21 protein-coding genes are annotated in these 22,090 nt (G+C 41.2%); 7 read left to right on the top strand and 14 right to left on the bottom strand.

The window, feature by feature from the left end:
- The first annotated feature begins 60 nt into the window (after positions 1-60).
- On the top strand, positions 61-651 hold the full coding sequence (locus tag ACWU4D_RS13395) for a TfoX/Sxy family DNA transformation protein (RefSeq protein ID WP_456051940.1): 591 nt from the start codon (positions 61-63) through the stop codon (positions 649-651).
- A gap of 8 nt (positions 652-659) precedes the next feature.
- Here ACWU4D_RS13395 and ACWU4D_RS13390 read toward each other — a convergent pair whose 3' ends face one another.
- From ACWU4D_RS13390 to topA, 4 genes are all read right to left on the bottom strand, one after another.
- Positions 660-1,469 (bottom strand): alpha/beta fold hydrolase, encoded by an 810-nt coding sequence (locus tag ACWU4D_RS13390; RefSeq protein WP_456051939.1) that lies wholly within the window; start codon positions 1,467-1,469, stop codon positions 660-662.
- A gap of 70 nt (positions 1,470-1,539) precedes the next feature.
- The gene (gene glgA / locus ACWU4D_RS13385) at positions 1,540-3,009 is read right to left on the bottom strand and encodes a glycogen synthase GlgA (RefSeq protein ID WP_456051938.1); all 1,470 of its coding nucleotides are present in this window, start codon (positions 3,007-3,009) and stop codon (positions 1,540-1,542) included.
- On the bottom strand, positions 2,999-4,216 hold the full coding sequence (glgC, locus tag ACWU4D_RS13380) for a glucose-1-phosphate adenylyltransferase (protein WP_456051937.1): 1,218 nt from the start codon (positions 4,214-4,216) through the stop codon (positions 2,999-3,001). Before glgC ends, glgA begins: the two co-directional genes overlap by 11 nt.
- Before the next feature lie 311 nt (positions 4,217-4,527).
- A complete protein-coding gene (topA, locus tag ACWU4D_RS13375; protein WP_456051936.1) occupies positions 4,528-7,146 on the bottom strand; it encodes a type I DNA topoisomerase in 2,619 nt (872 codons plus the stop codon).
- 332 nt (positions 7,147-7,478) lie between these two features.
- On the opposite strand from topA, the gene ACWU4D_RS13370 reads away from it, so the two are divergent.
- Positions 7,479-7,727 (top strand): DUF2498 family protein, encoded by a 249-nt coding sequence (locus ACWU4D_RS13370; protein ID WP_456051935.1) that lies wholly within the window; start codon positions 7,479-7,481, stop codon positions 7,725-7,727.
- 57 nt (positions 7,728-7,784) lie between these two features.
- On the opposite strand, the gene aroA is transcribed toward ACWU4D_RS13370, so the two are convergent.
- Both aroA and ACWU4D_RS13360 read right to left on the bottom strand, forming a co-directional pair.
- Positions 7,785-9,071: a 3-phosphoshikimate 1-carboxyvinyltransferase gene (gene aroA, locus ACWU4D_RS13365; protein WP_456051934.1), complete on the bottom strand. Its 1,287-nt coding sequence runs from the start codon at positions 9,069-9,071 to the stop codon at positions 7,785-7,787.
- A 134-nt stretch (positions 9,072-9,205) separates the two neighbouring features.
- Positions 9,206-9,676, bottom strand: a complete 471-nt coding sequence (locus tag ACWU4D_RS13360; RefSeq protein ID WP_456051933.1) for a glycine zipper 2TM domain-containing protein — start codon at positions 9,674-9,676, stop codon at positions 9,206-9,208.
- A 25-nt stretch (positions 9,677-9,701) separates the two neighbouring features.
- Between ACWU4D_RS13360 and aat the strand changes: the two genes are divergently transcribed.
- From aat to infA, 3 genes are all read left to right on the top strand, one after another.
- Positions 9,702-10,409, top strand: coding sequence for a leucyl/phenylalanyl-tRNA--protein transferase (aat, locus tag ACWU4D_RS13355; protein WP_456051932.1), 708 nt, complete (start codon positions 9,702-9,704; stop codon positions 10,407-10,409).
- Between the two features lie 12 nt (positions 10,410-10,421).
- Positions 10,422-11,108: an arginyltransferase gene (locus ACWU4D_RS13350; RefSeq protein WP_456051931.1), complete on the top strand. Its 687-nt coding sequence runs from the start codon at positions 10,422-10,424 to the stop codon at positions 11,106-11,108.
- 82 nt (positions 11,109-11,190) lie between these two features.
- Positions 11,191-11,409 (top strand): translation initiation factor IF-1, encoded by a 219-nt coding sequence (gene infA / locus ACWU4D_RS13345; RefSeq protein ID WP_001040192.1) that lies wholly within the window; start codon positions 11,191-11,193, stop codon positions 11,407-11,409.
- Positions 11,410-11,516: 107 nt separating this feature from the next.
- On the opposite strand, the gene clpA is transcribed toward infA, so the two are convergent.
- Positions 11,517-13,784, bottom strand: coding sequence for an ATP-dependent Clp protease ATP-binding subunit ClpA (gene clpA / locus ACWU4D_RS13340; RefSeq protein ID WP_456051930.1), 2,268 nt, complete (start codon positions 13,782-13,784; stop codon positions 11,517-11,519).
- A gap of 42 nt (positions 13,785-13,826) precedes the next feature.
- Positions 13,827-14,147, bottom strand: a complete 321-nt coding sequence (gene clpS / locus ACWU4D_RS13335) for an ATP-dependent Clp protease adapter ClpS (RefSeq protein WP_456051929.1) — start codon at positions 14,145-14,147, stop codon at positions 13,827-13,829.
- Between the two features lie 471 nt (positions 14,148-14,618).
- On the opposite strand from clpS, the gene cspD reads away from it, so the two are divergent.
- Positions 14,619-14,840, top strand: a complete 222-nt coding sequence (cspD, locus tag ACWU4D_RS13330) for a cold shock domain-containing protein CspD (protein WP_456051928.1) — start codon at positions 14,619-14,621, stop codon at positions 14,838-14,840.
- Positions 14,841-14,922: 82 nt separating this feature from the next.
- On the opposite strand, the gene ACWU4D_RS13325 is transcribed toward cspD, so the two are convergent.
- Entirely contained in the window at positions 14,923-17,145 is a 2,223-nt protein-coding gene (locus ACWU4D_RS13325) for an NADP-dependent isocitrate dehydrogenase (RefSeq protein ID WP_456051927.1), read from the bottom strand.
- A gap of 332 nt (positions 17,146-17,477) precedes the next feature.
- Here ACWU4D_RS13325 and ACWU4D_RS13320 point away from each other — a divergent pair, with 332 nt between their 5' ends.
- Entirely contained in the window at positions 17,478-18,209 is a 732-nt protein-coding gene (locus tag ACWU4D_RS13320; RefSeq protein WP_456051926.1) for a pseudouridine synthase, read from the top strand.
- On the opposite strand, the gene hisIE is transcribed toward ACWU4D_RS13320, so the two are convergent.
- Genes hisIE through hisB form a run of 5 tightly spaced genes read right to left on the bottom strand, consistent with a single transcriptional unit; the run spans position 18,206 to position 22,033 of the window.
- Positions 18,206-18,841, bottom strand: a complete 636-nt coding sequence (gene hisIE, locus ACWU4D_RS13315; protein WP_456051925.1) for a bifunctional phosphoribosyl-AMP cyclohydrolase/phosphoribosyl-ATP diphosphatase HisIE — start codon at positions 18,839-18,841, stop codon at positions 18,206-18,208. The two genes, ACWU4D_RS13320 and hisIE, sit on opposite strands and share 4 nt — an antisense overlap.
- The gene (gene hisF / locus ACWU4D_RS13310) at positions 18,838-19,611 is read right to left on the bottom strand and encodes an imidazole glycerol phosphate synthase subunit HisF (RefSeq protein ID WP_456051924.1); all 774 of its coding nucleotides are present in this window, start codon (positions 19,609-19,611) and stop codon (positions 18,838-18,840) included. Before hisF ends, hisIE begins: the two co-directional genes overlap by 4 nt.
- Entirely contained in the window at positions 19,593-20,330 is a 738-nt protein-coding gene (gene hisA / locus ACWU4D_RS13305; protein ID WP_456051923.1) for a 1-(5-phosphoribosyl)-5-[(5-phosphoribosylamino)methylideneamino]imidazole-4-carboxamide isomerase, read from the bottom strand. Before hisA ends, hisF begins: the two co-directional genes overlap by 19 nt.
- Positions 20,331-20,345: 15 nt before the next feature.
- Entirely contained in the window at positions 20,346-20,960 is a 615-nt protein-coding gene (gene hisH, locus ACWU4D_RS13300; protein ID WP_456051922.1) for an imidazole glycerol phosphate synthase subunit HisH, read from the bottom strand.
- Positions 20,960-22,033: a bifunctional histidinol-phosphatase/imidazoleglycerol-phosphate dehydratase HisB gene (gene hisB / locus ACWU4D_RS13295; RefSeq protein WP_456051921.1), complete on the bottom strand. Its 1,074-nt coding sequence runs from the start codon at positions 22,031-22,033 to the stop codon at positions 20,960-20,962. Before hisB ends, hisH begins: the two co-directional genes overlap by 1 nt.
- Between the last annotated feature and the right edge of the window lie 57 nt (positions 22,034-22,090).

The following is a 22,090-nucleotide window of genomic DNA, read 5'->3' as shown; positions in this document are numbered from 1 at the left end:
AAAAAGCCTTGTAAAAGCTCAACACAATACTCAGAAGCTAGGAATATAGAAGATTGCGATATGGATAAACCAATACTGAAAGATTCGATGCACCTTTTTGAGACTCTCGGCTCAATCACTTCTCGCTCCATGTTTGGTGGTTTTGGAATATTTGCTAACGGCGTTATGTTTGCTCTTGTTGTACAGAACAGACTCCATATTAGAGCAGATAAGTTAACACTAGACGATTTTAAATCTCGAGGGTATAAGCCATACTCTTATGCAAAACGCGGTTTCCCAGTCGTCACTAAATATTACGCCCTCGACGATAATTGTTGGAATAACCCTGAAGACGTATTTACACTCGGCAAAAATGCTTTTGACTTTGCCATCAGCGAAAAGCAGACTCAATTAACAAAAAAGCCACAACGGATAAAAGACCTACCCAATTTACGTCTGACCACAGAAAGGATGTTAAAAAAGGCTGGCATTAATTCTGTAGAAGACCTCATCACCGAAGGCGCATTAAATGCTTATAAAGCTATCAAAGAGTCGCATGCTAGCTCTTCTATATCTTTAGAGCTACTGTGGTCACTAGAAGGGGCGATAGAAGGCAAACATTGGTCAGTTATCCCTCAATCGCGTCGCGATGAACTGCTAAACAAACTATAGACTTGAAACTACGCACCATACTTTTGTTGGTGCTTTTTTATAAACCCTATTGAGTGCGTGTTGAAGAGCTCTGGTGATTCAACATTGCACACATGGCCGCAATTAGGTATCAAGCGTAATTCACTTAACGAGTGCCCAGCAACCATCTCTCTCACGGGTTGAATAAACATATAATCTAACTCACCCATCACATATAGCGTAGGAATAGCGGCTTCTCTCTCACGAAAATAGCGCATTAAAGGATTCACTTCCGCTGTTAAGGTAAACCAACGTTTAAATTCTTTTTGACACAACTTTGTTGCTTCTCGTGCAAATAAGTTACGTGACTCTTTTTGAGCGACTTGAGGCATAATTATGTAGCCAAATAAACGATACAACCACATGTACGGAATGATATGTTTACTCGCATGGCCTATAGAGACTAATATTTGTGAGCGCGTATCAAATCGAGTAATAGCACCACCTAATATCATAGTATTTACGCGGCTTTCAGCCAGTTCTGCAATTGTACGTACTATAATGGTTCCCAAAGACATACCTACAAAGTGCGCACGTTCAATATCCAAATGATCGAGTACTTTAATGACATCTTTACTTACAGATTTAAAAGTATACTTATCATGAAGCCAGTCTTTGAATAGTTGATTAGAGCGGCCATGGCCACGGAGATCTATCAGTAGTAAATTAAAGTGCTTTTTATATTCTTTGATCTGCTTAAACCAGATCGACGAACTCCCACCCGCACCATGAATGAACACAACCCATTCTTCAGATGTGGAGTGAGGATAAACCTTATGAAAAAGAATATCGTTCGACATTTACTCAACTTTTCGCAATATATTTAATTAAACATTAACACAAAAAAAGCGCCGAAGCGCTTTTTATCTATTATAGATTTTGTAACGCTTTATGGTACATCTTTATATATTCATGTGCAGATTCATGCCAACTGAAATCTTTACGCATCGCTCTCTGCTGCATCTCCAAAAAGGTGCTAGGTTGCTGAAGATAAACCAATAGCGCTCTCTGCATGCTAATTAAAAGTGCTTCAGGGGAAGGATCGATAAAACCAAAACCGGTCGCATTATCCGAATCTTTATCATAGTCGATAACGGTATCTTTCAGACCACCAACTTCTCGAACAATGGGTAGTGTTCCATAAGCCATACTGTAGATTTGGTTCAATCCGCACGCCTCAAATTCTGATGGCATAACAAAGAAATCAGATGCAGCTTCAACGAGATGAGCAAATCGATTGCTATAAGCATCAACAAACATAAATTTTTGCGGATACTTAGAAACCAATTGATGTAATGTATTTGCGACATCTGGTTCCCCCGTACCAACAATAATAAATTGAACATCATTACGTAAAAATTGCTCTAGAATGGGAAGTAAATAATGAAAGCCTTTTTGATGAGTCAATCGACAAACCATGCCGAATAATGGCACATCACGAACAGGGAGACGCAACTCCTCTTGTAAAGTACTCTTAGATTCCGCCTTACCTTGTTGCAACGACTCAGTTTCACAATCGTAATTTAAAGGTAAGAATTCATCTGTTTTTGGATTCCACTCAGAATAATCACAACCATTCACGATCCCATATAAGTCCTTAGTACGGTGAACAAAGTCATCGACTAACCCATGAGCACCGAGTGGTGTGAGCAACTCTGCCGCATAATTGGGACTAACAGCATTCACTTTGTCCGCATAAGTAATACCGGCACGGAGCATACTGACGTGGCCATTTCCATACTCCAAATGATGCATACCTGAAGTATGGAGCTCAGGGATTACCCCAAGTTCGTCATAGGAATAAATACCCTTAAAAATAGCATTATGGACCGTTAATACACTCTTAATATCTTGGTAATAAGGGTCAGCGTTATAACGAGTCTTAAGTAGAAATGGAACTAAGCCAGTGTGCCAATCATTCGCATGTACAACATCAGGTTTAATGTTTAATTTCGGAAGTACATCTAAACAAGCAGCACTAAAGAACCCAAAACGTTCACCATTATCCGAGTACGCATTATTATGCTCAGCGTACAACTCTGGACGGTCAAAGTAGTGGTCACAATCAATATAGTAAACTTCAACGCCATCAAGCTCTGAGCGCCGGACTTGATACTCAGTATGAGGCCAATGACTTAAACTACTCTTAAGTATGATCTCGCAGTCGAGACGTCCTGGTGCCAGTCGGTAGCCTGGCAACACTATTCTAACCGTATGGCCGATATCCTGAAGCGCTTTCGGCAGAGCTTTGGCGACATCGGCCAAACCTCCACTTTTTACAATACCTTGAGCTTCGGAAACAGCAAACCAGACATCTATCTTATCTTTATTAAAATCCAATTTTAGTTCCTTTGGCAATAACCACTATACCTGAATCAGATACATGGAAACGTTGGCGATCTAGCTCTATATCTTCGCCGATAACAGTCCCAGGTGCAATCTCTACATCTTTATCAATAATAGCTCGTTTAATCGTACACGAGGCGCCAATCTTTACATCACCAAGAATAATTGATTCACTAATATATGAACCCGCCCCCACATTAGTGCGGAAACCAAGCACAGATTTATAAACTTTTGCACCCTGCAAGTAGCTACCGCCCGCGACTAGACTATCAGTAATTTTAACTTTTCTTTCTTGTGCATCAATAAATGTGGCAGGTGGCAGTGGTGGGTAAAATGTATGTAGTGGCCAATTTCGGTTGTACAGAGAAAATTGAGGATCTTGTTCTAGTAAATCCATGTGGGCAGCCCAATATGATTCAATCGTACCGACATCGCGCCAATAGGTCGATTCAGGTTCTCCCTTTATCTTATTGGTGGAATAATCATAAACAAACACTCCCCCGTCAGGGTAAAGCTTTGGAATGATATCTTTACCGAAATCGTGACTTGAGCTTTCAAGTTCCGCATCAACACGTAATTCTTTAGAAAGAGTATCGGCTTCAAATATATAGTTACCCATAGAAACAAGCGCCCACTCAGGCTCACCAGGAATGGATTTAGGTTGCTCGGGCTTTTCTTCAAACCCAATCATTCGTCCTTCATTATCCACTTCAATAACACCAAATGAAGTCGCTTCTGACAAGGGCATTCTTATCGCCGAAACCGTTAACTTCGCATCGACACGCTTATGGAAGTCTAACATCTGACGTACATCCATTTTATAAACGTGATCAGAGCCAAAAATGCAAACGTGCTCTGGAGAGGCGGATTCTACAAATCGAATATTTTGATATATTGCGTCAGCGGTCCCTTCGTACCAACGTTTTCCATCGCGCATTTGCGCTGGAATAACATCAATAAAGCGGTCGGTAATACCCGAAACATTCCACCCTTTTCTCAAATGTACATTGAGTGATTGAGATTTAAATTGAGTTAAAATATAGATACGCATTAAATCAGCATTTACAAAGTTATTTAATGCAAAGTCAATTAATCGATAACTACCGCCAAACGGCACTGCTGGTTTAGTTCTACTTTCCGTTAAAGGCCGTAATCTCGAACCTTCTCCTCCCGCCAAAATCATACATAATACGCCAGCCATAATTTAACTCCATCTACTTATAGTCGAAATAATGTCACTTCGCTCTTATGACATTTTTGTTCTATCAACATCAAATGCAACCCGTTGTTTATAGTTAACGAATTATAATTAGATTACAACGAGAACGGTGTGAAGTTAGGAATCAGCTCAAATTCAAAACACGAGGAATTTGTGGCATGTCACAAAAGACAAACTAACTAACAATAGAAGTGATAATGAAATTGTGTAATTAACATACAAATGTAATTCCAAGCATGACGCAATAAAAAAGGCAGCGAGTGCTGCCTTTACGTAGAATGGATAACTTGTCTCTACTTCGTTTTACGTTTATCAGTAACGTCCCACTTGCCATCGACAAATAATGCAGACCAACCAGTAGGCTTACCATCAACCTCAGATCGTACGTAATGTTCCTTCGACTTACGACTAAAGCGAATAACCGCTGGGTTATTATCAGGATCTTTCGCAGGTGCTGTTGCTAGGTAACGGAATTTTTCCGAGATTCGATCTTCGTATTGTTGGAATTCACTAACCAAAGGCGCACGAGTTTCTCTCGACTTCGGAAAGTTACTTGCTGCCATAAACAAACCAGAAGCACCATCTCTCAATACAAAGTAAGCATCTGAGTTTTGGCACGGCAGTTCAGGAAAGTGAACAGGATCTTCCTTCGGAGGTGCAACATCGCCATTTCTTAAAATCTTACGAGTATTCTTACACGACTCACTGGTACAGCCCATATATTTACCAAAGCGACCATTTTTCAACACCATATCTGAGCCACATTTATCACACTCAACAACAGGGCCATCGTAACCTTTAAGCTTAAACTCACCTTTTTCAACAACATAACCATCACAATTTGGGTTATTACCACAAACATGTAATTTACGTGTTTCGTCAATTAAGTAAGCATCCATAGCCGTTTCACAGATTGGGCAACGCTTCTTCTCTCTTAATTCAGCGGTTTCAACATCTTCTTCCAAGACATTAACAATGCCTTCTTCACTGCCAAGGTTAACCGTTGTCTTACAACGTTCTTTTGGCGGCAATGCATAACCTGAACAACCTAGGAATACGCCAGTCGATGCCGTTCTTATACCCATAAGACGCTCACACGTTGGACATTGGATATTCGTTTCAACAATGTGGTTTGGCTTCATGCCGCCCGCATCTTCGTCCAACTCAGCCTTTTCCAATTCAACAGTAAAATCACCAAAGAAAGCATCAAGTGTTGTTTTCCAGTTCACGTCACCTTCAGCAACTTGGTCAAGTTTTTGTTCCATGCGAGCGGTGAAATCGTAGTTCATTAAATCAACAAAGCTTGCATCAAGTCGGTCAGTAACAATTTCACCCATTTTTTCAGCGTAAAAACGACGTTGGTCCACTTTTACATAACCGCGATCTTGAATAGTAGAAATGATCGATGCATATGTAGAAGGACGACCAATACCACGCTTCTCTAACTCTTTAACTAATGCCGCTTCTGTGTAACGAGCTGGTGGCTTGGTAAAGTGCTGTTTAGGATCTAATGCTTTTAACGTCAATATATCGCCAAGTGCGACATCTGGTAAAATTTGGTCTTCATTTTTACCTAAAGGACGCTGTACTCGAGTCCAACCATCAAACTTAAGAATTCGACCTTTTGCTTTTAACGTAAACTCACTTGCTTTAACACTAACAGTCGACGAGGTATATCGAGCAGGTGTCATCTGACAAGCAACAAATTGATTCCAAATTAACGCATAGACTTTATGCGCATCAGGGTCCATTTTTTGCAAATCATCGGCAAGAACATCTACACTCGATGGGCGAATAGCTTCGTGCGCCTCTTGAGCACCTTGTTTACTTCCGTAAAGATTTGGAGCTTCAGGCAGATACTGGTCACCAAATTTAGAACCAATATATTCGCGTACAGATGCAACGGCTTCTTGGCTCAAATTGGTTGAATCGGTACGCATATAAGTAATATAGCCAGCCTCATAGAGTCGCTGAGCAAGCATCATTGTTTTCTTTACGCCGTAACCAAGACGAGTACTCGCAGCCTGCTGCAAAGTCGAAGTAATGAATGGCGCAGATGGTTTACTGGATGTAGGCTTATCTTCACGCTTGCAAACTTCAAAGCTCGCTTTCTCTAGTAACGTGACTGCTTCATCTGCTTGAGACTGGTTAACTGGTTTAAATGCCACACCTTGACGTTGAGAAACCATAAGACGCAACGCAGTATCATCAGGTGTCGTAGTATCAGCATGAACATCCCAAAATTCTTCAGGAATAAACGCTTTAATTTCGCGTTCTTTTTCTACGACAAGTTTCGCCGCAACGGATTGAACTCGACCGGCTGATAAGCCTCGCGCCACTTTCTTCCATAATAATGGCGATACCATAAATCCAACAATGCGATCCATAAAGCGACGAGCTTGCTGAGCATTGACGCCATCTATATTCAATTCACCCGGTTTTTCAAATGCTTGCTGAATTGCATTTTTTGTTATCTCATTAAACACAACTCGCTTATATCGTGAATCGTCACCACCAATGATTTCCCGCAGGTGCCATGCGATAGCTTCCCCTTCGCGGTCCAAATCCGTTGCGAGATAAACGCAATCAGCGTCCTTTGCCAGTTTTTGCAACTCTGCAACAACTTTTTCTTTACCTGGCAAAATCTGATAGTTGGCTTCCCAATCATGATAGGGATCAATTCCCATTTTATTGATAAGAGATTTGCGTTCCTTTTCCAACTTAGCTTCGGGGCTAAGTTTCACAGCTTTACCTTTAGGTTTTGCTGCAGGAGTTTTCGCTTTTGACTGACCAGCAGTAGGAAGATCACGGACATGACCGACACTAGACTTCACGATATAGTCCTTGCCAAGATATTTATTTATCGTTTTAGCTTTGGCAGGAGACTCCACTATAACCAGTGATTTACCCATAATTGATTCAAATGTCCTTAATCATAATACGAACTTTATCGCATAATATAACAAGATAACTTCTTTTTACTATCGAGTGATAGACGCAGAAGATCAACCAGTTTTTTGAGATTGCGTTGTCAATTGCTCGACTATTGTCCGAAATGGACTTTAGCCAAGTCTAAAATTGGCACATACTAAGGTGACTTAACCACAGTCGCGAATAAAAACATACGATTTATGGGATAAATCACAAAATTATCTTTCAATATAAAACACTAGGATGCACTGTTATTTATTGCAACCCTTGATATTTCACTATTTATCATCACAACAAATGAAGGCTTTCTTCAATGAGCGAAAAAAAAACAATTACCAAATTTGAACTATTACTCATAGCCAATCAACTTATCCAAGAGCATGATGCCTATGTTGAAGGCATGCGAGCAGATAGTGTTGAAGAAAAAGAGGGTGTTTTAGTATTCAAAGGCAATTATTTTTTAGATGACAATGGACTGCCCACAGAAAAAACCACTGACGTCTTCAACATGTTTAAGTTTCTTGCTCACCGACTCTCAAAAGAGTTCAGTCTAAAAGAGTAGTACGTAAAATTAGAAAAGCCTCAATAACGAGGCTTCTTATCATATTATTGTCGTTAACTAAGCAATATCACTCAGTCCTTTAAGACGCTCAAAGTAATCTGGGAACGTCTTTGATGTACACTTAGGGTCATTAATCGTGACTGGTGTATCGCTTAAAGCCACGAGAGAAAAACACATCGCCATGCGGTGATCATCATACGTGTCAATTGCAGCATGATTAAATACAGCTGGTGGCGTTATAATAATATAGTCATGCCCTTCTTCAACTTCCGCCCCAACTTTACGCAGTTCGGTAGCCATTGCAGCAAGTCTATCAGTTTCTTTTACACGCCAATTGTATACATTACGAATAGCCGTTGTGCCTTCGGCGAATAAAGCTGCTGTAGCGATCGTCATAGCAGCATCTGGGATATGATTAAAATCCATATCAACCGCTTTTAACTCACCTTTGCGAGCGACAACAAAATCATCGCCCCAATCAATTTCTGCGCCCATTTTTGCTAACGCATCAGCGAACTGTACATCACCTTGAATGCTCTTTTTACCAATTCCCGTGACTTTAACTTCTCCACCACCAATGGCAGCAGCAGCTAAGAAATAGGAAGCCGAAGAGGCATCACCTTCAACAAGAAGATCACCAGGAGAGACATATTGTTGCCCAGGCTGAATAACAAACTGCTTGTAGTCGTTATTCTGCACTGAAACACCAAATTGATGCATGATATGGAGTGTAATATCAATATACGGTTTAGAAACGAGATCTCCAACAATATCAATCGTCACTTCATCTTGAGCAAGAGGAGCTGACATTAGAAAAGCGGTCAAAAACTGTGACGATATAGACCCATCAATTGAAACACGCCCGCCTTTTAATCCAGATCCTGTAATTTTTAGCGGCGGATAATCGGCATTCTCTAAATATTCTACATCCGCACCAGCTTGACGAAGAGCATCAACCAAATGACCAATAGGACGCTCTTTCATCCTTGGCTCACCGGTTAATATGTACTCACCTTTACCTAAACACAATGCTGCGGCCAAAGGTCGCATAGCAGTACCCGCATTTCCCAAAAACAGTTCTGTCAACGTTTCCACTGAAAATGCATGGCCTAGCCCTTCAACTGTACATTCCGTTTTACATTCAGAAAGTTGATAGGAAACCCCTAAGAGGTTTAATGCATTTAACATATGACGAATGTCGTCACTATCAAGTAAATTAGTGAGTTTTGTCGTACCTTTTGCAAGTGCAGCCAAAAGCAATGCACGATTCGAAACACTTTTAGAGCCAGGTAAATTAACGACGCCGTTTATCTTTTGAATAGGTTGTAACGTTAGGCTTTCCATTTAAACTAAATTTTCCTATGTCCCTCTTTGAACATGAAAACAAAGAGCAGATGAATAATTTTTCGTGCGATGAGACTACCCAAAAAGAGCAAAGATCGCTAGTCCAATACGGCCTTTTCTCTCGATTTCTCGTTCTAAAATACTTTATCGACTCTTACCTCATTGCCAAAATATAAAATTCTCACTTCATCACCAATGTTAAATAACATACTTGGGTCAACATCTTGCACTACATCAATCAGTGAGCCATCACTCATTCGAAGTAAGAGATCAACAATTTCCGAGTCTTGATAGATGACATGCGAATCGGCGTTTGCACGCGCGCCATTCCGGGCGATATTTGCGCCGGCTATCGAGCCCGCAATAATCGCAAATTGTTTCCCATGACCGCGCCCAAAGTGACTACCAATGACCGCCCCTGTTACTGCGCCAATAAATGTTTCTAACCCGTGCTCTCGCGCTTTGATAACTTCGGTTTGCGTGATATATCTAAGACTATCGACAACGGCGAATTCTACTTTATCGACGGGTCGCGCCACGTTGCGCTCGTAGCCAGCGTTAGCATATAGTGGCAGTAGCAATAAGATGATTAACAATCTACGCATATTAAATTCCTTAACTGATTAAACTATGACTATTTATATCGCTCAATTGTCTGATGATGACTATACTTTTCCATCTGTCTATACTGCGCTTACTGAGCCAAATGGGTTACTCGCTTTTGGTGGAGATCTTTCACCACAACGGATAAAACTTGCGTATCAGAGTGGGATTTTTCCTTGGTACAGCTCTGGTGACCCTATCTTATGGTGGAGCCCCACTCCAAGAGCAGTATTTATACCTAAGACCTATAATCCATCAAAAAGTCTTAAAAAATACCAAAAAAAAGTTGGCTACCGTATTAGTATTAATCACGACACTGCAAGTGTCATCGATTACTGTGCTTCAACGCGAGGCCCAGAAGAAACTTGGATACATCCAGAAATGCGCCTCGCTTATAAATCCTTAGCACATGAAGGAGTATGCCATTCAGTTGAAGTGTGGAACAAGGAGAATCAACTTGTTGGTGGTTTTTACGGTATCAGTATTGGAAAGATATTTTGTGGTGAGTCGATGTTTAGCTTAGAAACGAATACATCTAAAATTGCACTGTGGAAGTTTTGCGAGCATTTCTTAGCATGTGGTGGTGAATTGATTGATTGTCAGATAATGAACCCTCACCTCTTATCTCTCGGTGCAAAAGAATTAAAGCGTGATATTTTCCATCAACAGTTAACCTCTCTGAAACACGAAAGCGTTGATAGCAAGTGTTACCTTCCGCAATGGCTTAGCGTGTAAAATAGGAATCGTATGCCAAATATTCGCATCGGACTGACCCAAGAGTCACCTTGCAGTTATTTAGAAGAACAATTAGAGCAAGTTGCGATCATAGTTGAACCTGAATTACATAATGAACATAACTATGAAATGTTGCTTGCAAATGGGTTTCGTCGCAGCGGTGCTTCCATCTATCGACCACATTGCCCCCAATGTACTCAATGCCAATCCATACGAATACCTTGTTTAGATTTTGCACCAAGTAAAAGCCAAAAGCGTCTGTGGAATAAAAGCCGTCACTTAAGATGGGAAATGAAAAGTAAGATGGATGATAATTGGTACTCAATTTATGAAAAGTATATTAACAACCGCCATCAGAATGGAACGATGTTTCCACCCAATAAAGTAGAATTTGAAACATTTTCAAAAAATGAATGGTTAACAACCCAATATTTACACATCTACGAAGGTAACAAGTTGATTGCAATTGCGATTACCGATATCACTCAATTCAGCGCAAGTGCATTCTATACATTTTTTGACCCAACTATCGCACTGTCTATAGGGACGCTCGCAGTTATGTTACAAATTGAATACTGTAAAAATAACGGTAAATCTCATCTCTACTTGGGCTATCAAATCGATTCATGCCCAGCTATGAATTATAAAGTGCGATTTCAACCACATCAAAAGCTAGTAAATCAACGTTGGCAAGGGTAGAATACCGCCAACTTAACATATACACCGTATATAAAGGCCAATTTCGCCCATTTATACACGCCAAATTTCAAAAGAGGATTAAATGGCTAAAGAAGACGTAATCGAGATGCAAGGCACTGTCCTTGACACTCTACCAAACACTATGTTCCGTGTTGAACTTGAAAATGGTCATGTAGTGACCGCTCACATCTCAGGCAAAATGCGCAAAAACTATATTCGTATTCTTACGGGTGACAAAGTGACTGTAGAGATGACCCCTTATGACTTATCTAAGGGCCGCATCGTCTTCCGCGCGCGTTAATCGTAAATGACTCTTATCACTTTTTTAATAATGAGTTGATAACAGAAATATAAAAAAACGGAGCTATTTAGCTCCGTTTTTAATTTCAGTCGTATCTCGCTCACTAATTAATGAACCGCTTCTTCCTTATTGCCGACATACTTAAACTTAAGAGTGTCGTCAACAAGCGTCACTTTGACTGTGCCGCCACCGACTAATGAACCAAACAATAATTCATTTGCTAGTGGTTTTTTCAACTTCTCTTGTATGACACGCCCCATTGGACGAGCGCCCATCGCTTTATCGTACCCTCGTACCGCTAACCAACGGCGCGCTTCCTCAGATACTTCAAGCGAAACTCCTCGAGTGTCGAGCTGTGCTTGTAATTCGACAATAAACTTATCAACAACTTGATGGATAACTTGTTCATCTAGGCTATTAAACCAGATAATATTATCCAAACGATTTCGGAATTCAGGACTAAATACTTTCTTAATTTCAACCATAGCATCTGAGCTATTATCTTGCTGAATTAGTCCAATGGATTTCTTAACAGTTTCATTCACACCCGCATTCGTTGTCATAACAAGAATCACATTACGAAAATCCGCTTTGCGCCCATTGTTGTCAGTCAACGTTCCATTATCCATCACTTGAAGTAATAAATTGAAAATGTCTGGATGCGCTTTTTCAATTTCATCCAATAACACAACAGAGTGAGGATGCTTAATAACAGCATCAGTTAATAAACCACCTTGATCATAACCAACATAACCAGGAGGTGCTCCAATTAAACGACTAACTGAATGACGTTCACCGTATTCAGACATATCAAATCGAAGTAATTCCACACCGAGTAAACGAGATAATTGAAGTGTTACTTCCGTTTTACCAACTCCTGTCGGTCCTGCAAATAAGAAAGACCCCACTGGTTTATTATCGGCACTCAAGCCAGCTCGAGATAGCTTTATTGCTTCCGACAACGCCTCTATCGCAGGGTCTTGACCGAACACCATCATTTTCATCTTGCGACCAAGGTGTTGCAGTAAATCTTTATCAGAATTATTAACCGACTTCTCCGGGATCCTGGCCATCTTCGCTACCATCGACTCGATGTCACCAACGCCAACCGTTTTCTTACGTCGACTTGCAGGAACTAATCGCGCTCTTGCTCCCGCCTCATCGATGACATCAATTGCTTTATCTGGTAAATGACGCTCGTTAATGTATTTAGCAGACAGTTCAACAGCCGCTCTCAAGGCTTTGTTAGTATATCGAACCTCATGGTGTGCTTCGTATTTTGGCTTAAGTCCCATCAGGATTTTTGTTGTATCGTCAAGAGAAGGCTCTACCACATCAATTTTTTGGAAACGACGCGATAAAGCACGCTCCTTATCAAATACGTTGTTGTATTCTTGATATGTCGTAGAACCAATACAGCGAAGCTTGCCGCTGCTTAATAAAGGTTTAAGTAAGTTAGCCGCATCGACTTGACCACCAGAAGCCGCACCTGCTCCAATTATGGTGTGGATTTCATCGATAAATAAAATGGCATCTTTTTCTTTTTCTAGCTGTCGCAGCAGAGACTTAAATCGCTTTTCAAAATCCCCTCGATATTTCGTACCTGCCAATAAAGAGCCAATATCGAGCGAATAGATAGTACTGTTAAGTATGACATCTGGAACAGTGCCTTCGACTATCCTCCATGCTAACCCTTCTGCAATTGCGGTCTTGCCGACACCAGCCTCACCCACTAATAAAGGATTATTTTTGCGGCGGCGACATAACACTTGAATTGTACGTTCTAATTCAAAGTCTCGACCGATTAATGGGTCGATGTGGCCTTGAGCTGCAACATGGTTTAAGTTAGTTGCAAAACTATCTAGGCGCTCTTCACTTTGCGTTTCTTCACCACTTTCAGCACCAAAGGAGTCTGATGAAGGATCTTCACTACTGTCAGAAGCTTTGGTTATTCCATGAGAAATAAAGTTCACGATATCTAAACGACTAATATCATTTTTCTTAAGAATGAAAGCAGCTTGAGATTCTTGTTCACTAAAGATTGCGACTAATACATTCGCGCCTGAGACTTCATTTCGTCCAGAAGATTGGACATGGAAAACAGCTCGTTGTAATACTCGCTGAAAACTGAGCGTTGGCTGAGTTTCGCGAGTTTCATCATTTTCTGGGATAAGTGGTGTTGTTTGGTCGATAAAAATATCCAACTCACGCTGAATAGCTATGATATCGGCTTGGCTAGCCATCAAAGCTTCTTGAGCTGAATTATTTTCAAGCAATGCTAGCAAGAGGTGTTCAACTGTCATATATTCATGACGCTTTTCCCTAGCGCGAGCAAATGCACCATTTAAACTTGACTCTAATTCTTTGTTAAGCATTGAAACCTCCTCATAGAACAACTCTGTCATTCTCAGTAAGTATTAGGCTTGCTCCATCGTACATAGTAATGGGTGTTCATGTTCTCTAGAGTACGCTGTAACTTGCGCTACTTTTGTTTCTGCAACTTCTGCAGTATAGGTACCACATATTGCTTTTCCTTCATAATGTACCCGCAACATCACTTGTGTCGCTCGTTCTTCGGTTAACGAAAAGAACTTCTCAAGTATCTCGATGACAAAATCCATTGGCGTGTAATCATCATTCATTAATATGACGTGGTACTTACCCGGTGGTTGAATCGCTGTCCTTTCTTTCTCCAGTAAATCCGAGCCTGGAGTGACCCATTCAAAATTTTTACTCATAACGACCGCTTGTGAGAGTTTTCCAATGTGGTATTAGCTGATATCTAGAATTTCAAGCCACTTAAATTAAAACGATTAAGCGATACTTGAAGCTTCAGAAAAACATCTCATATATAGAGACTAATCTACGTATTGTATCGCCGCAAATAAAAGATAGCTATTTTAGCAATCGATTTTTCCTATTGATCGAATTTCAGGCAATTGAATTTGTTAATAAACTCTCTACTTCATACTATCACTAGTCGTATAGTTATAGAAATGTTAACAAAATGGTAAATTGTTGCAAAGTGTTCGATATTTACACTGTTACACTATTGACTGAACTTATCGATTGTTTAAATTGGTTGCAGAGTGTTTAGTTTGTGTTCATGCACATGACGCTCAAAACGTCACAAATGACGAGGCTAATTTTAGGCTCAGTCATTTTGAATAATCCAATCATTGGTAAAAAATGCATGAGGGATGTATAGCATGGCTACAGGTACAGTGAAATGGTTTAATAATGCAAAAGGATTTGGGTTTATTTGTCCTGAGGGTGAAGAAAGCGATATTTTCGCACATTATTCTACAATAAAAATGGATGGTTACCGTACGCTAAAAGCCGGTCAGCAGGTGTCCTATGAAGTAGAGCAAGGCCCTAAAGGCTACCACGCCAGTTGTGTCGTTCCCGTAGGTGGCGATTTCGCAAAATAAGTTTTCTTTCCACCGCGAACAGTTACAACAAAATAAAAACCGCCAGTCAGGCGGTTTTTTTCGTTACGTATATTGTACAAGCCTAGCCGATAATTTCATTTAAAGTTTGGCTTGGACGCATAATCTTAGATACAACTTCTTCTTCGACAAGGTAGTAGCCACCCAAATTGGTCTCCACACCTTGAGCGCCATTCAACTCTCCCACAATCGCATCTTCACTACTGGCGAGTGCTTTCGCTTTAGGTGCAAACTCTGCCGCGAGGTCTGCATCAGCCGTTTGATTGGCAAGCGCATCTGCCCAATAAGCGGCGAGATAGTAATGACTACCACGGTTATCCAATTCGTTCACACGACGAGATGGCGATTTGTTCTCATCCAAGAAACGACCTGTTGCCGCATCCAATGCATCAGCTAATACTTTCGCTTTTGGATTCGCTTCAACGATACTTAAATGTTCAAGTGATGCCGCAAGAGCCAAAAACTCACCAAGTGAATCCCAACGTAGGTGATTCTCTTGAATAACTTGCTGAACGTGCTTAGGTGCAGAACCACCAGCGCCAGTTTCAAACAAACCACCCCCATTCATGAGTGGAACAATTGATAACATTTTCGCTGAAGTACCAAGTTCTAAAATTGGGAACAAGTCAGTAAGATAGTCACGTAATACGTTTCCGGTAACCGAGATAGTATCTTGTCCTGCTTTCACACGTACAAGTGTCGCTTCTGTTGCAGCTACTGGATCAAGGATTTGAATATCCAAACCTGTAGTATCGTGCTCACCAAGGTAGGTCTCTACTTTTTTGATTAGCTCAGCATCGTGGGCACGCGCTTTATCAAGCCAGAAGATGGCAGGAGTCTCACTCAATCGAGCTCTAGAAACAGCCAGTTTTACCCAATCTTGGATCGGAGCATCTTTAACCTGACTCATACGGAAAATATCGCCGCTTTCTACCGCTTGCTCGAGTAGTACTTCGCCCTTGCTGTTTACAACTTGAATCGTTCCATCTTCATCAAGGATAAACGTCTTATCGTGTGAGCCATATTCTTCTGCTTTTTGTGCCATCAACCCGACGTTAGGTACCGTACCCATTGTTGTTGGATCAAACGCACCATTCTCACGGCAAAAATCTATCGTACTTTGGTATACTCCCGCATAACAACGGTCAGGAATAAGCGCTTTAGTATCTTTAAGCTTGCCGTCAGGTCCCCACATCTGACCGGATGAACGAATCATCGCAGGCATCGATGCATCGACGATAACGTCACTAGGTACATGTAAGTTAGTGATACCACGATCTGAATCAACCATTGCCAATTCTGGACGCTGCGAATAGGTAGCCAAAATTGCCGCTTCAATTTCTTCACGCTTGTCATCAGGTAATGATGCAATTTTGCTGTATACATCACCTAGACCGTTATTTGCATCTACACCTAATTCTTCAAATAAATCAGCGTATTTTTCAAAAACTTCTTTGTAGAATACTTTAACCACGTAACCAAATATTACAGGGTCTGAAACCTTCATCATGGTAGCTTTCAAGTGCAGTGACAATAAGACATCTTTAGCCTTAGCATCGTCAATTTCGGCTTCTAAATAGCTCACCAATGCCTTTTTATTCATTACAGAAGTATCAATCACTTCTTTATCTAATAGAGGGAATGGCTTCTTAAGCGTTTTTACCGCACCATTTTTATTGGTAAATTCGATAGAAACCTCAGTCGCACCGTCTATAGTTGTTGACTTTTCACTTCCAAAGAAATCATTACCGTCCATACTTGCAACATGCGATGCTGAGTCTTTAGACCAAGCTCCCATTGAGTGTGGGTTTTTCTTAGCATAGTTTTTTACAGATAATGGAGCGCGACGGTCTGAGTTCCCTTCTCGGAGAACTGGGTTCACGGCACTGCCTTTAATCTTATCGTACGTTGCTTTTATAAGCGCTTCTTCGTCGTTAGACGGATCTTCTGGATAATTAGGGAGTGCATAGCCTTTGCTTTGTAGCTCTGTAATCGCATCAATCAATTGTGGAATTGATGCCGATATATTCGGCAATTTAATAATGTTCGCTTCAGGTGTGTTAGCAAGCTCGCCAAGTTCGGTTAGTGCATCACCTATTTTTTGATCATCAGTTAAATAATCAGAAAAATTGGCAATGATACGACCTGCCAATGAAATATCTCGAGTGTCTACTGCAATACCAGATGATGCAGTGAAAGATTGAATAATAGGCAATAAAGAATACGTTGCGAGAGCCGGAGCCTCATCTGTAATGGTGTAAATAATTGTAGGCTTTTTGTTAAGCATGAAATTTCCCTATCTGTGCTGACAACCGATAATATCGGCTATATAAATATTTTGACACTAACGTGTTTTCGTTGAGTATCTGTGCCGCGACAATGTAGTCACGAAACTCAATCTTAGTTAACTGTTAGAAATTCAATCGCTAACTATTTTCTCAAATGACTTCTACCCATTGTTCTATCCTAAGATAGAATAATAATTATAGCTCAACGATTCAAAGACAATAGTTTATCATAGAACGGCATAACGAATTAGCGCGCGCAAATGATAGCCTAAAGTCGTATGTTAAAAAACAATTCTCAACACCTCATTTACAAATTTGCAAGGTAGTTAACATGTCGGTCTCTGGCACGAAGCAAGAAGCACAGCAAAAGAAAAGATCTACCTCGACACATAAAACTCGTAGAAACCAATCAAAGAAGACGAATAATACAAACTGGGCGAGTAATTCGTCCCATTCATCACGTCATAAAAATACGAATAAAAAGCCCAGATTACCTGCTGATAAACAAAGAGTTATTATCTTTAATAAACCTTTTGACACGCTCAGTCAATTTACCGATGGTCAAGGTAGAAAAACATTAGCTGATTATATAACCGTCAAAGAAGTGTATGCTGCTGGCCGCCTTGATCGAGACAGTGAAGGTCTATTGTTATTAACCAATGATGGACAGTTACAAGCACGCCTTACGCAACCTAATTCTAAGTTACCCAAGACATACTGGGTACAGGTTGATGGTGCTCCGACAGAGGGTGACTTGGACAAATTACGAGCTGGTGTTGAACTTAAAGATGGCCTGACATTACCCGCTCAAATCGAAAAAATGGAAACCCCAAATGTCTGGCGTCGTGAACCACCTGTTCGTTTTCGAGCTAATATTCCAACAACATGGCTTTCTATTACGATTATCGAAGGCAGGAATAGACAAGTACGAAGAATGACCGCTCATATCGGTTTTCCTACACTACGTCTAATTCGTCATTCAATTGGAGGTTATCAACTCGACGATTTACAACCAGGAGAGTGGCGCGACATTAGCCCCAATAAAGGGGCTAGTAAATCTTAATTGTGACGTTCTTTTAATTTATCGATGACAACACTCAACGACATATCTTGATCTTGCAGCAACACCAAAAGGTGATAAATCAAATCGGCAGATTCGCATACGAGTTCAGGCTTATCGCCTGATGTAGCAGCAAGTGCTACCTCAACACCTTCCTCTCCGACTTTTTGTGAGATACGCTTAGTACCACGATTGTATAGACTCGCGGTGTACGACGAATCTGGATCGGCATCTTTGCGTGCAGCTAATAGCTCTTCGAGTTGATGAAGCCATACCATCTGAGTCTCTTCTTGCTTATCACCATCCCAACATGTTGTGGTTCCAGTGTGGCAAGTTGGGCCAACAGGGTTAACCTTGATCAACAACGTATCTCTGTCGCAGTCTAATGCTGCATTTTTCAATTGCAGCACATTACCCGACGTTTCACCTTTGGTCCAAAGGCGCTGTTTGGTACGAGAAAAAAACGTTACGTGTCCTGTTTCAAACGTTTTCGCCAGTGCAGCCTCGTCCATATACCCCATCATGAGTACTTGGCTAGAGGTATAATCCTGGATAATGGCGGGAATCAATCCATCGACTTTATCCCAATCAATACGAGTACTGATAGTTTCTAAGGTGTTTACTGGATTGCTCATAATCTTATTTCGATCCCTTGTTCTTTTAGATATTTCTTCAAGTCACCAATATTAATGACCTGTTTATGAAAAACCGATGCGGCTAATGCGCCGTCTACAGATGCTTGTTGATAAGCTTGAGCAAAGTGTTCCATTTCCCCTGCACCACCAGAAGCGATCAAAGGTACATGACAGACTTCTCTAACCATATTTAGCTGTTCTAAATCGTAGCCATTACGCACACCATCTTGGTTCATCATATTTAAAACGATTTCACCGGCACCACGTTTTTGTACTTCTTGGACCCAATCACGAGTTTCCCAACGCGTCGCTTTTGTTCTTTGCTCGTCACCGGTAAATTGATACACACTGTATTTACCGGTTTCTTTGTCAAAGAAAGAATCAATTCCGACAACGATACACTGAACACCGAATCGATCCGCTAAATCAGTAATTAACTCAGGATTAGCAAGTGCTGGTGAGTTAATTGATACTTTATCAGCACCAAATTCCAATATTCTCGCAGCATCTTCAGCAGACTTAATACCACCAGCTACGCAAAATGGAATATCGATGACTTCAGCTACGCGACTCACCCAGCTTTTATCAACCACACGGCCATCGCTAGACGCTGTAATATCATAGAAGACCAACTCATCCGCGCCCTCTTCCGCGTAGCGTTGCGCTAGAGGAACAATGTCGCCAATGATTTCATGATTGCGAAACTGTACGCCTTTTACGACCTGTCCATCACGTACATCAAGACAGGGGATTATTCGCTTTGCCAACATGAGAATGCCTCCTCTGCTGTAAACTTACCGTCTAGAAGTGCTCGCCCAACAATCACACCCGCTACACCAGATCCTTTTAACGCTTCAATATCGGCAAGGCTCCCGATACCACCAGAAGATTGAAATTGGACCTGCGGGTAGGCTTTGCACAAATCGATGTATAGCTCAACATTCGAACCTGCAAGTGTCCCATCTCTTGAAATATCTGTACACAGAACATGCTTCAAGCCAACGGTTAAATAGTCTTCAATTAACGCTTCAATCGTCACACCAGAGTCTTCTTGCCAACCAGAGATTGCGACTTTACGAGTTCCAGCCTCATCGATATTAATATCTAACGCTAAAACAATTTTTTCTGGCCCGTATTTTGTCATCCAAGATTTGACCAATTCAGGCTGTTTAACGGCAGTGGATCCCACAACAACACGTTGTGCGCCCGCATTAATTAAGCCTGAAACATCATCTTCACTGCGTACACCACCGCCAATTTGAACATTAGCTGGAGTACTGGCGAGCAATTGTGCAATCAAATCCAATTGACGAGCAGAGGTATCTTTTGCTCCAGTCAAATCGACCAGGTGCAACCAATTCGCTCCGGCTTTATGATAGAGGTTAAACTGCTCAGCTGGATTGACTTTATATTCTGTAACTTGGCCATAGTCACCTTGATATAGGCGAACAACTTGGCCTTCGATTAAATCTAGTGCAGGAATTATCACTTCAATGTCCTTTTCTTATAGCTCTAAGAAGTTTTGAATCAGTTTAGAACCCGCTTTGCTCGAACGCTCGGGGTGGAATTGAACGCCATAGTAGTTACCACTTTGGATCGCGGCACTGAATGGTGAGCCATAAGTACACGAGGCAATAGTGTACTCTCCCACCGACATAGCAAAACTATGAACAAAATAAAAATACTGGTCGCTATCGATATCGTTGAATAACGGATGATCGCCAACCACATCTATGGTGTTCCAACCCATGTGAGGTAGTGGTAAATCCCCTGTATCCATCAAGCGAACTTCGCCTTCACACAGTGATAAGCATGGGACGATTTGATCGGCTTTTTGACCTTTTTCTTCAGATAACTTACCTAGCAACTGCATGCCCAAGCATATGCCTAGTACTGGCTTCTCTACTTTCTTAACCAGTTCAATCAAGTTGCGTTCTTCGAGGTTTTTCATCGCTTCACTTGCTGTTCCTACACCAGGCAAAAACAACTTATCAGCACCTAAAACTACGTCAGGTTCTTTTGAAATCACAACAGGATAACCGAGGCGCTCAATTGCAAATTTAACCGATGAAACATTGGCACAACCAGTATCGATAATAACAACATTCGGTTTTGACATTAGAGAACTCCCTTACTGCTCGGCAAATCATTTCCTTCTACTTTGATAGCCTGACGTAAGGTACGGCCAAACGCTTTAAACAGGCTTTCAATAATATGATGATCATTTTTTCCAGCCGATGAAAGGTGTAAGGTGCACGCCATCGAATCAGACAAGGAGCGGAAGAAGTGATAAACCATTTCAGTCGAAAGTTCGCCAACAAGTTCACGACTAAATTCGGCGTCAAACTTAAAGTATGGACGACCTGAAATATCAAGAGCGCATTGGGCTAAACACTCATCCATAGGCAAGGAGAAACCGAAACGCCCAATACCGCGTTTATCGCCTAATGCTTCTTTTAATGCTTGGCCTAATGCAAGAGCAGTATCTTCAATCGTATGATGGTCATCGATATGAAGATCGCCATCGACTTTCAACTTCAATTGGAATCCGCCATGAGTCGCGATCTGGTCTAGCATATGGTCAAAGAAGCCAAGTCCCGTTTCAATACTGGTTCCGCCAGTCTCATCTAAGTTGACATTAACCTGAATATCCGTCTCTTTAGTCTTACGAATAACTTCGGCCGTACGTGGTTTGGTTGTCAACATTTTAACAATCAGCGGCCAGCCCATCGTCTCAGGGTGGTACTGGATCCCCTGAATGGCCATATTTTCAGCCAATTGTATATCGGTAATACGATCCCCAATAACAACTGAAGATTGGAAATCGACCAATCCATTTTGAAGGTAGTCTTTAACCATACCCAGCTTTGGCTTACGACATGTACAATTATCAGACTCAAAGTGAGGACAAATTAATACGTCGTCAAATACGACCCCTTGAGATTCGAAAAACTCCATCATCATATTATGAGGCGCATCAAACTCTTCTTGCGGGTAACTGCTTGTACCAAGTCCATCTTGATTTGTAACCATCACTAGACGGTAGCCAGCTTGTTGTAGCGCTAATAAACTTGGAATCACCAAAGGTTCGAATTTCAATTTATCCAAACGGTCAACTTGAAAGTCGACAGGAGGCTCAACGATCAAAGTACCATCGCGATCGATAAATAGTATTTTTTGCTGCTTACTCACAGGAGTGTCCTTTTCAATCTAACGTAGAGGAAGGGCTACAGATTAACCCTTCCTTTG

The organism is Vibrio phycocola (assembly GCF_053850235.1).
Note: the sequence above shows the minus strand (reverse complement) of the source record. Positions and strands in the feature narration are given on the sequence as shown.

Coding starts and splice junctions, on each gene's coding strand:
- ACWU4D_RS13395 (WP_456051940.1), top strand. CDS start 61: ATGGATAAACCAATACTGAAAGATTCGATGCACCTTTTTGAGACTCTC.
- ACWU4D_RS13390 (WP_456051939.1), bottom strand. CDS start 1,469: ATGTCGAACGATATTCTTTTTCATAAGGTTTATCCTCACTCCACATCT.
- glgC (WP_456051937.1), bottom strand. CDS start 4,216: ATGGCTGGCGTATTATGTATGATTTTGGCGGGAGGAGAAGGTTCGAGA.
- topA (WP_456051936.1), bottom strand. CDS start 7,146: ATGGGTAAATCACTGGTTATAGTGGAGTCTCCTGCCAAAGCTAAAACG.
- ACWU4D_RS13370 (WP_456051935.1), top strand. CDS start 7,479: ATGAGCGAAAAAAAAACAATTACCAAATTTGAACTATTACTCATAGCC.
- aroA (WP_456051934.1), bottom strand. CDS start 9,071: ATGGAAAGCCTAACGTTACAACCTATTCAAAAGATAAACGGCGTCGTT.
- ACWU4D_RS13360 (WP_456051933.1), bottom strand. CDS start 9,676: ATGCGTAGATTGTTAATCATCTTATTGCTACTGCCACTATATGCTAAC.
- aat (WP_456051932.1), top strand. CDS start 9,702: ATGACTATTTATATCGCTCAATTGTCTGATGATGACTATACTTTTCCA.
- ACWU4D_RS13350 (WP_456051931.1), top strand. CDS start 10,422: ATGCCAAATATTCGCATCGGACTGACCCAAGAGTCACCTTGCAGTTAT.
- infA (WP_001040192.1), top strand. CDS start 11,191: ATGGCTAAAGAAGACGTAATCGAGATGCAAGGCACTGTCCTTGACACT.
- clpA (WP_456051930.1), bottom strand. CDS start 13,784: ATGCTTAACAAAGAATTAGAGTCAAGTTTAAATGGTGCATTTGCTCGC.
- clpS (WP_456051929.1), bottom strand. CDS start 14,147: ATGAGTAAAAATTTTGAATGGGTCACTCCAGGCTCGGATTTACTGGAG.
- cspD (WP_456051928.1), top strand. CDS start 14,619: ATGGCTACAGGTACAGTGAAATGGTTTAATAATGCAAAAGGATTTGGG.
- ACWU4D_RS13325 (WP_456051927.1), bottom strand. CDS start 17,145: ATGCTTAACAAAAAGCCTACAATTATTTACACCATTACAGATGAGGCT.
- ACWU4D_RS13320 (WP_456051926.1), top strand. CDS start 17,478: ATGTCGGTCTCTGGCACGAAGCAAGAAGCACAGCAAAAGAAAAGATCT.
- hisIE (WP_456051925.1), bottom strand. CDS start 18,841: ATGAGCAATCCAGTAAACACCTTAGAAACTATCAGTACTCGTATTGAT.
- hisF (WP_456051924.1), bottom strand. CDS start 19,611: ATGTTGGCAAAGCGAATAATCCCCTGTCTTGATGTACGTGATGGACAG.
- hisH (WP_456051922.1), bottom strand. CDS start 20,960: ATGTCAAAACCGAATGTTGTTATTATCGATACTGGTTGTGCCAATGTT.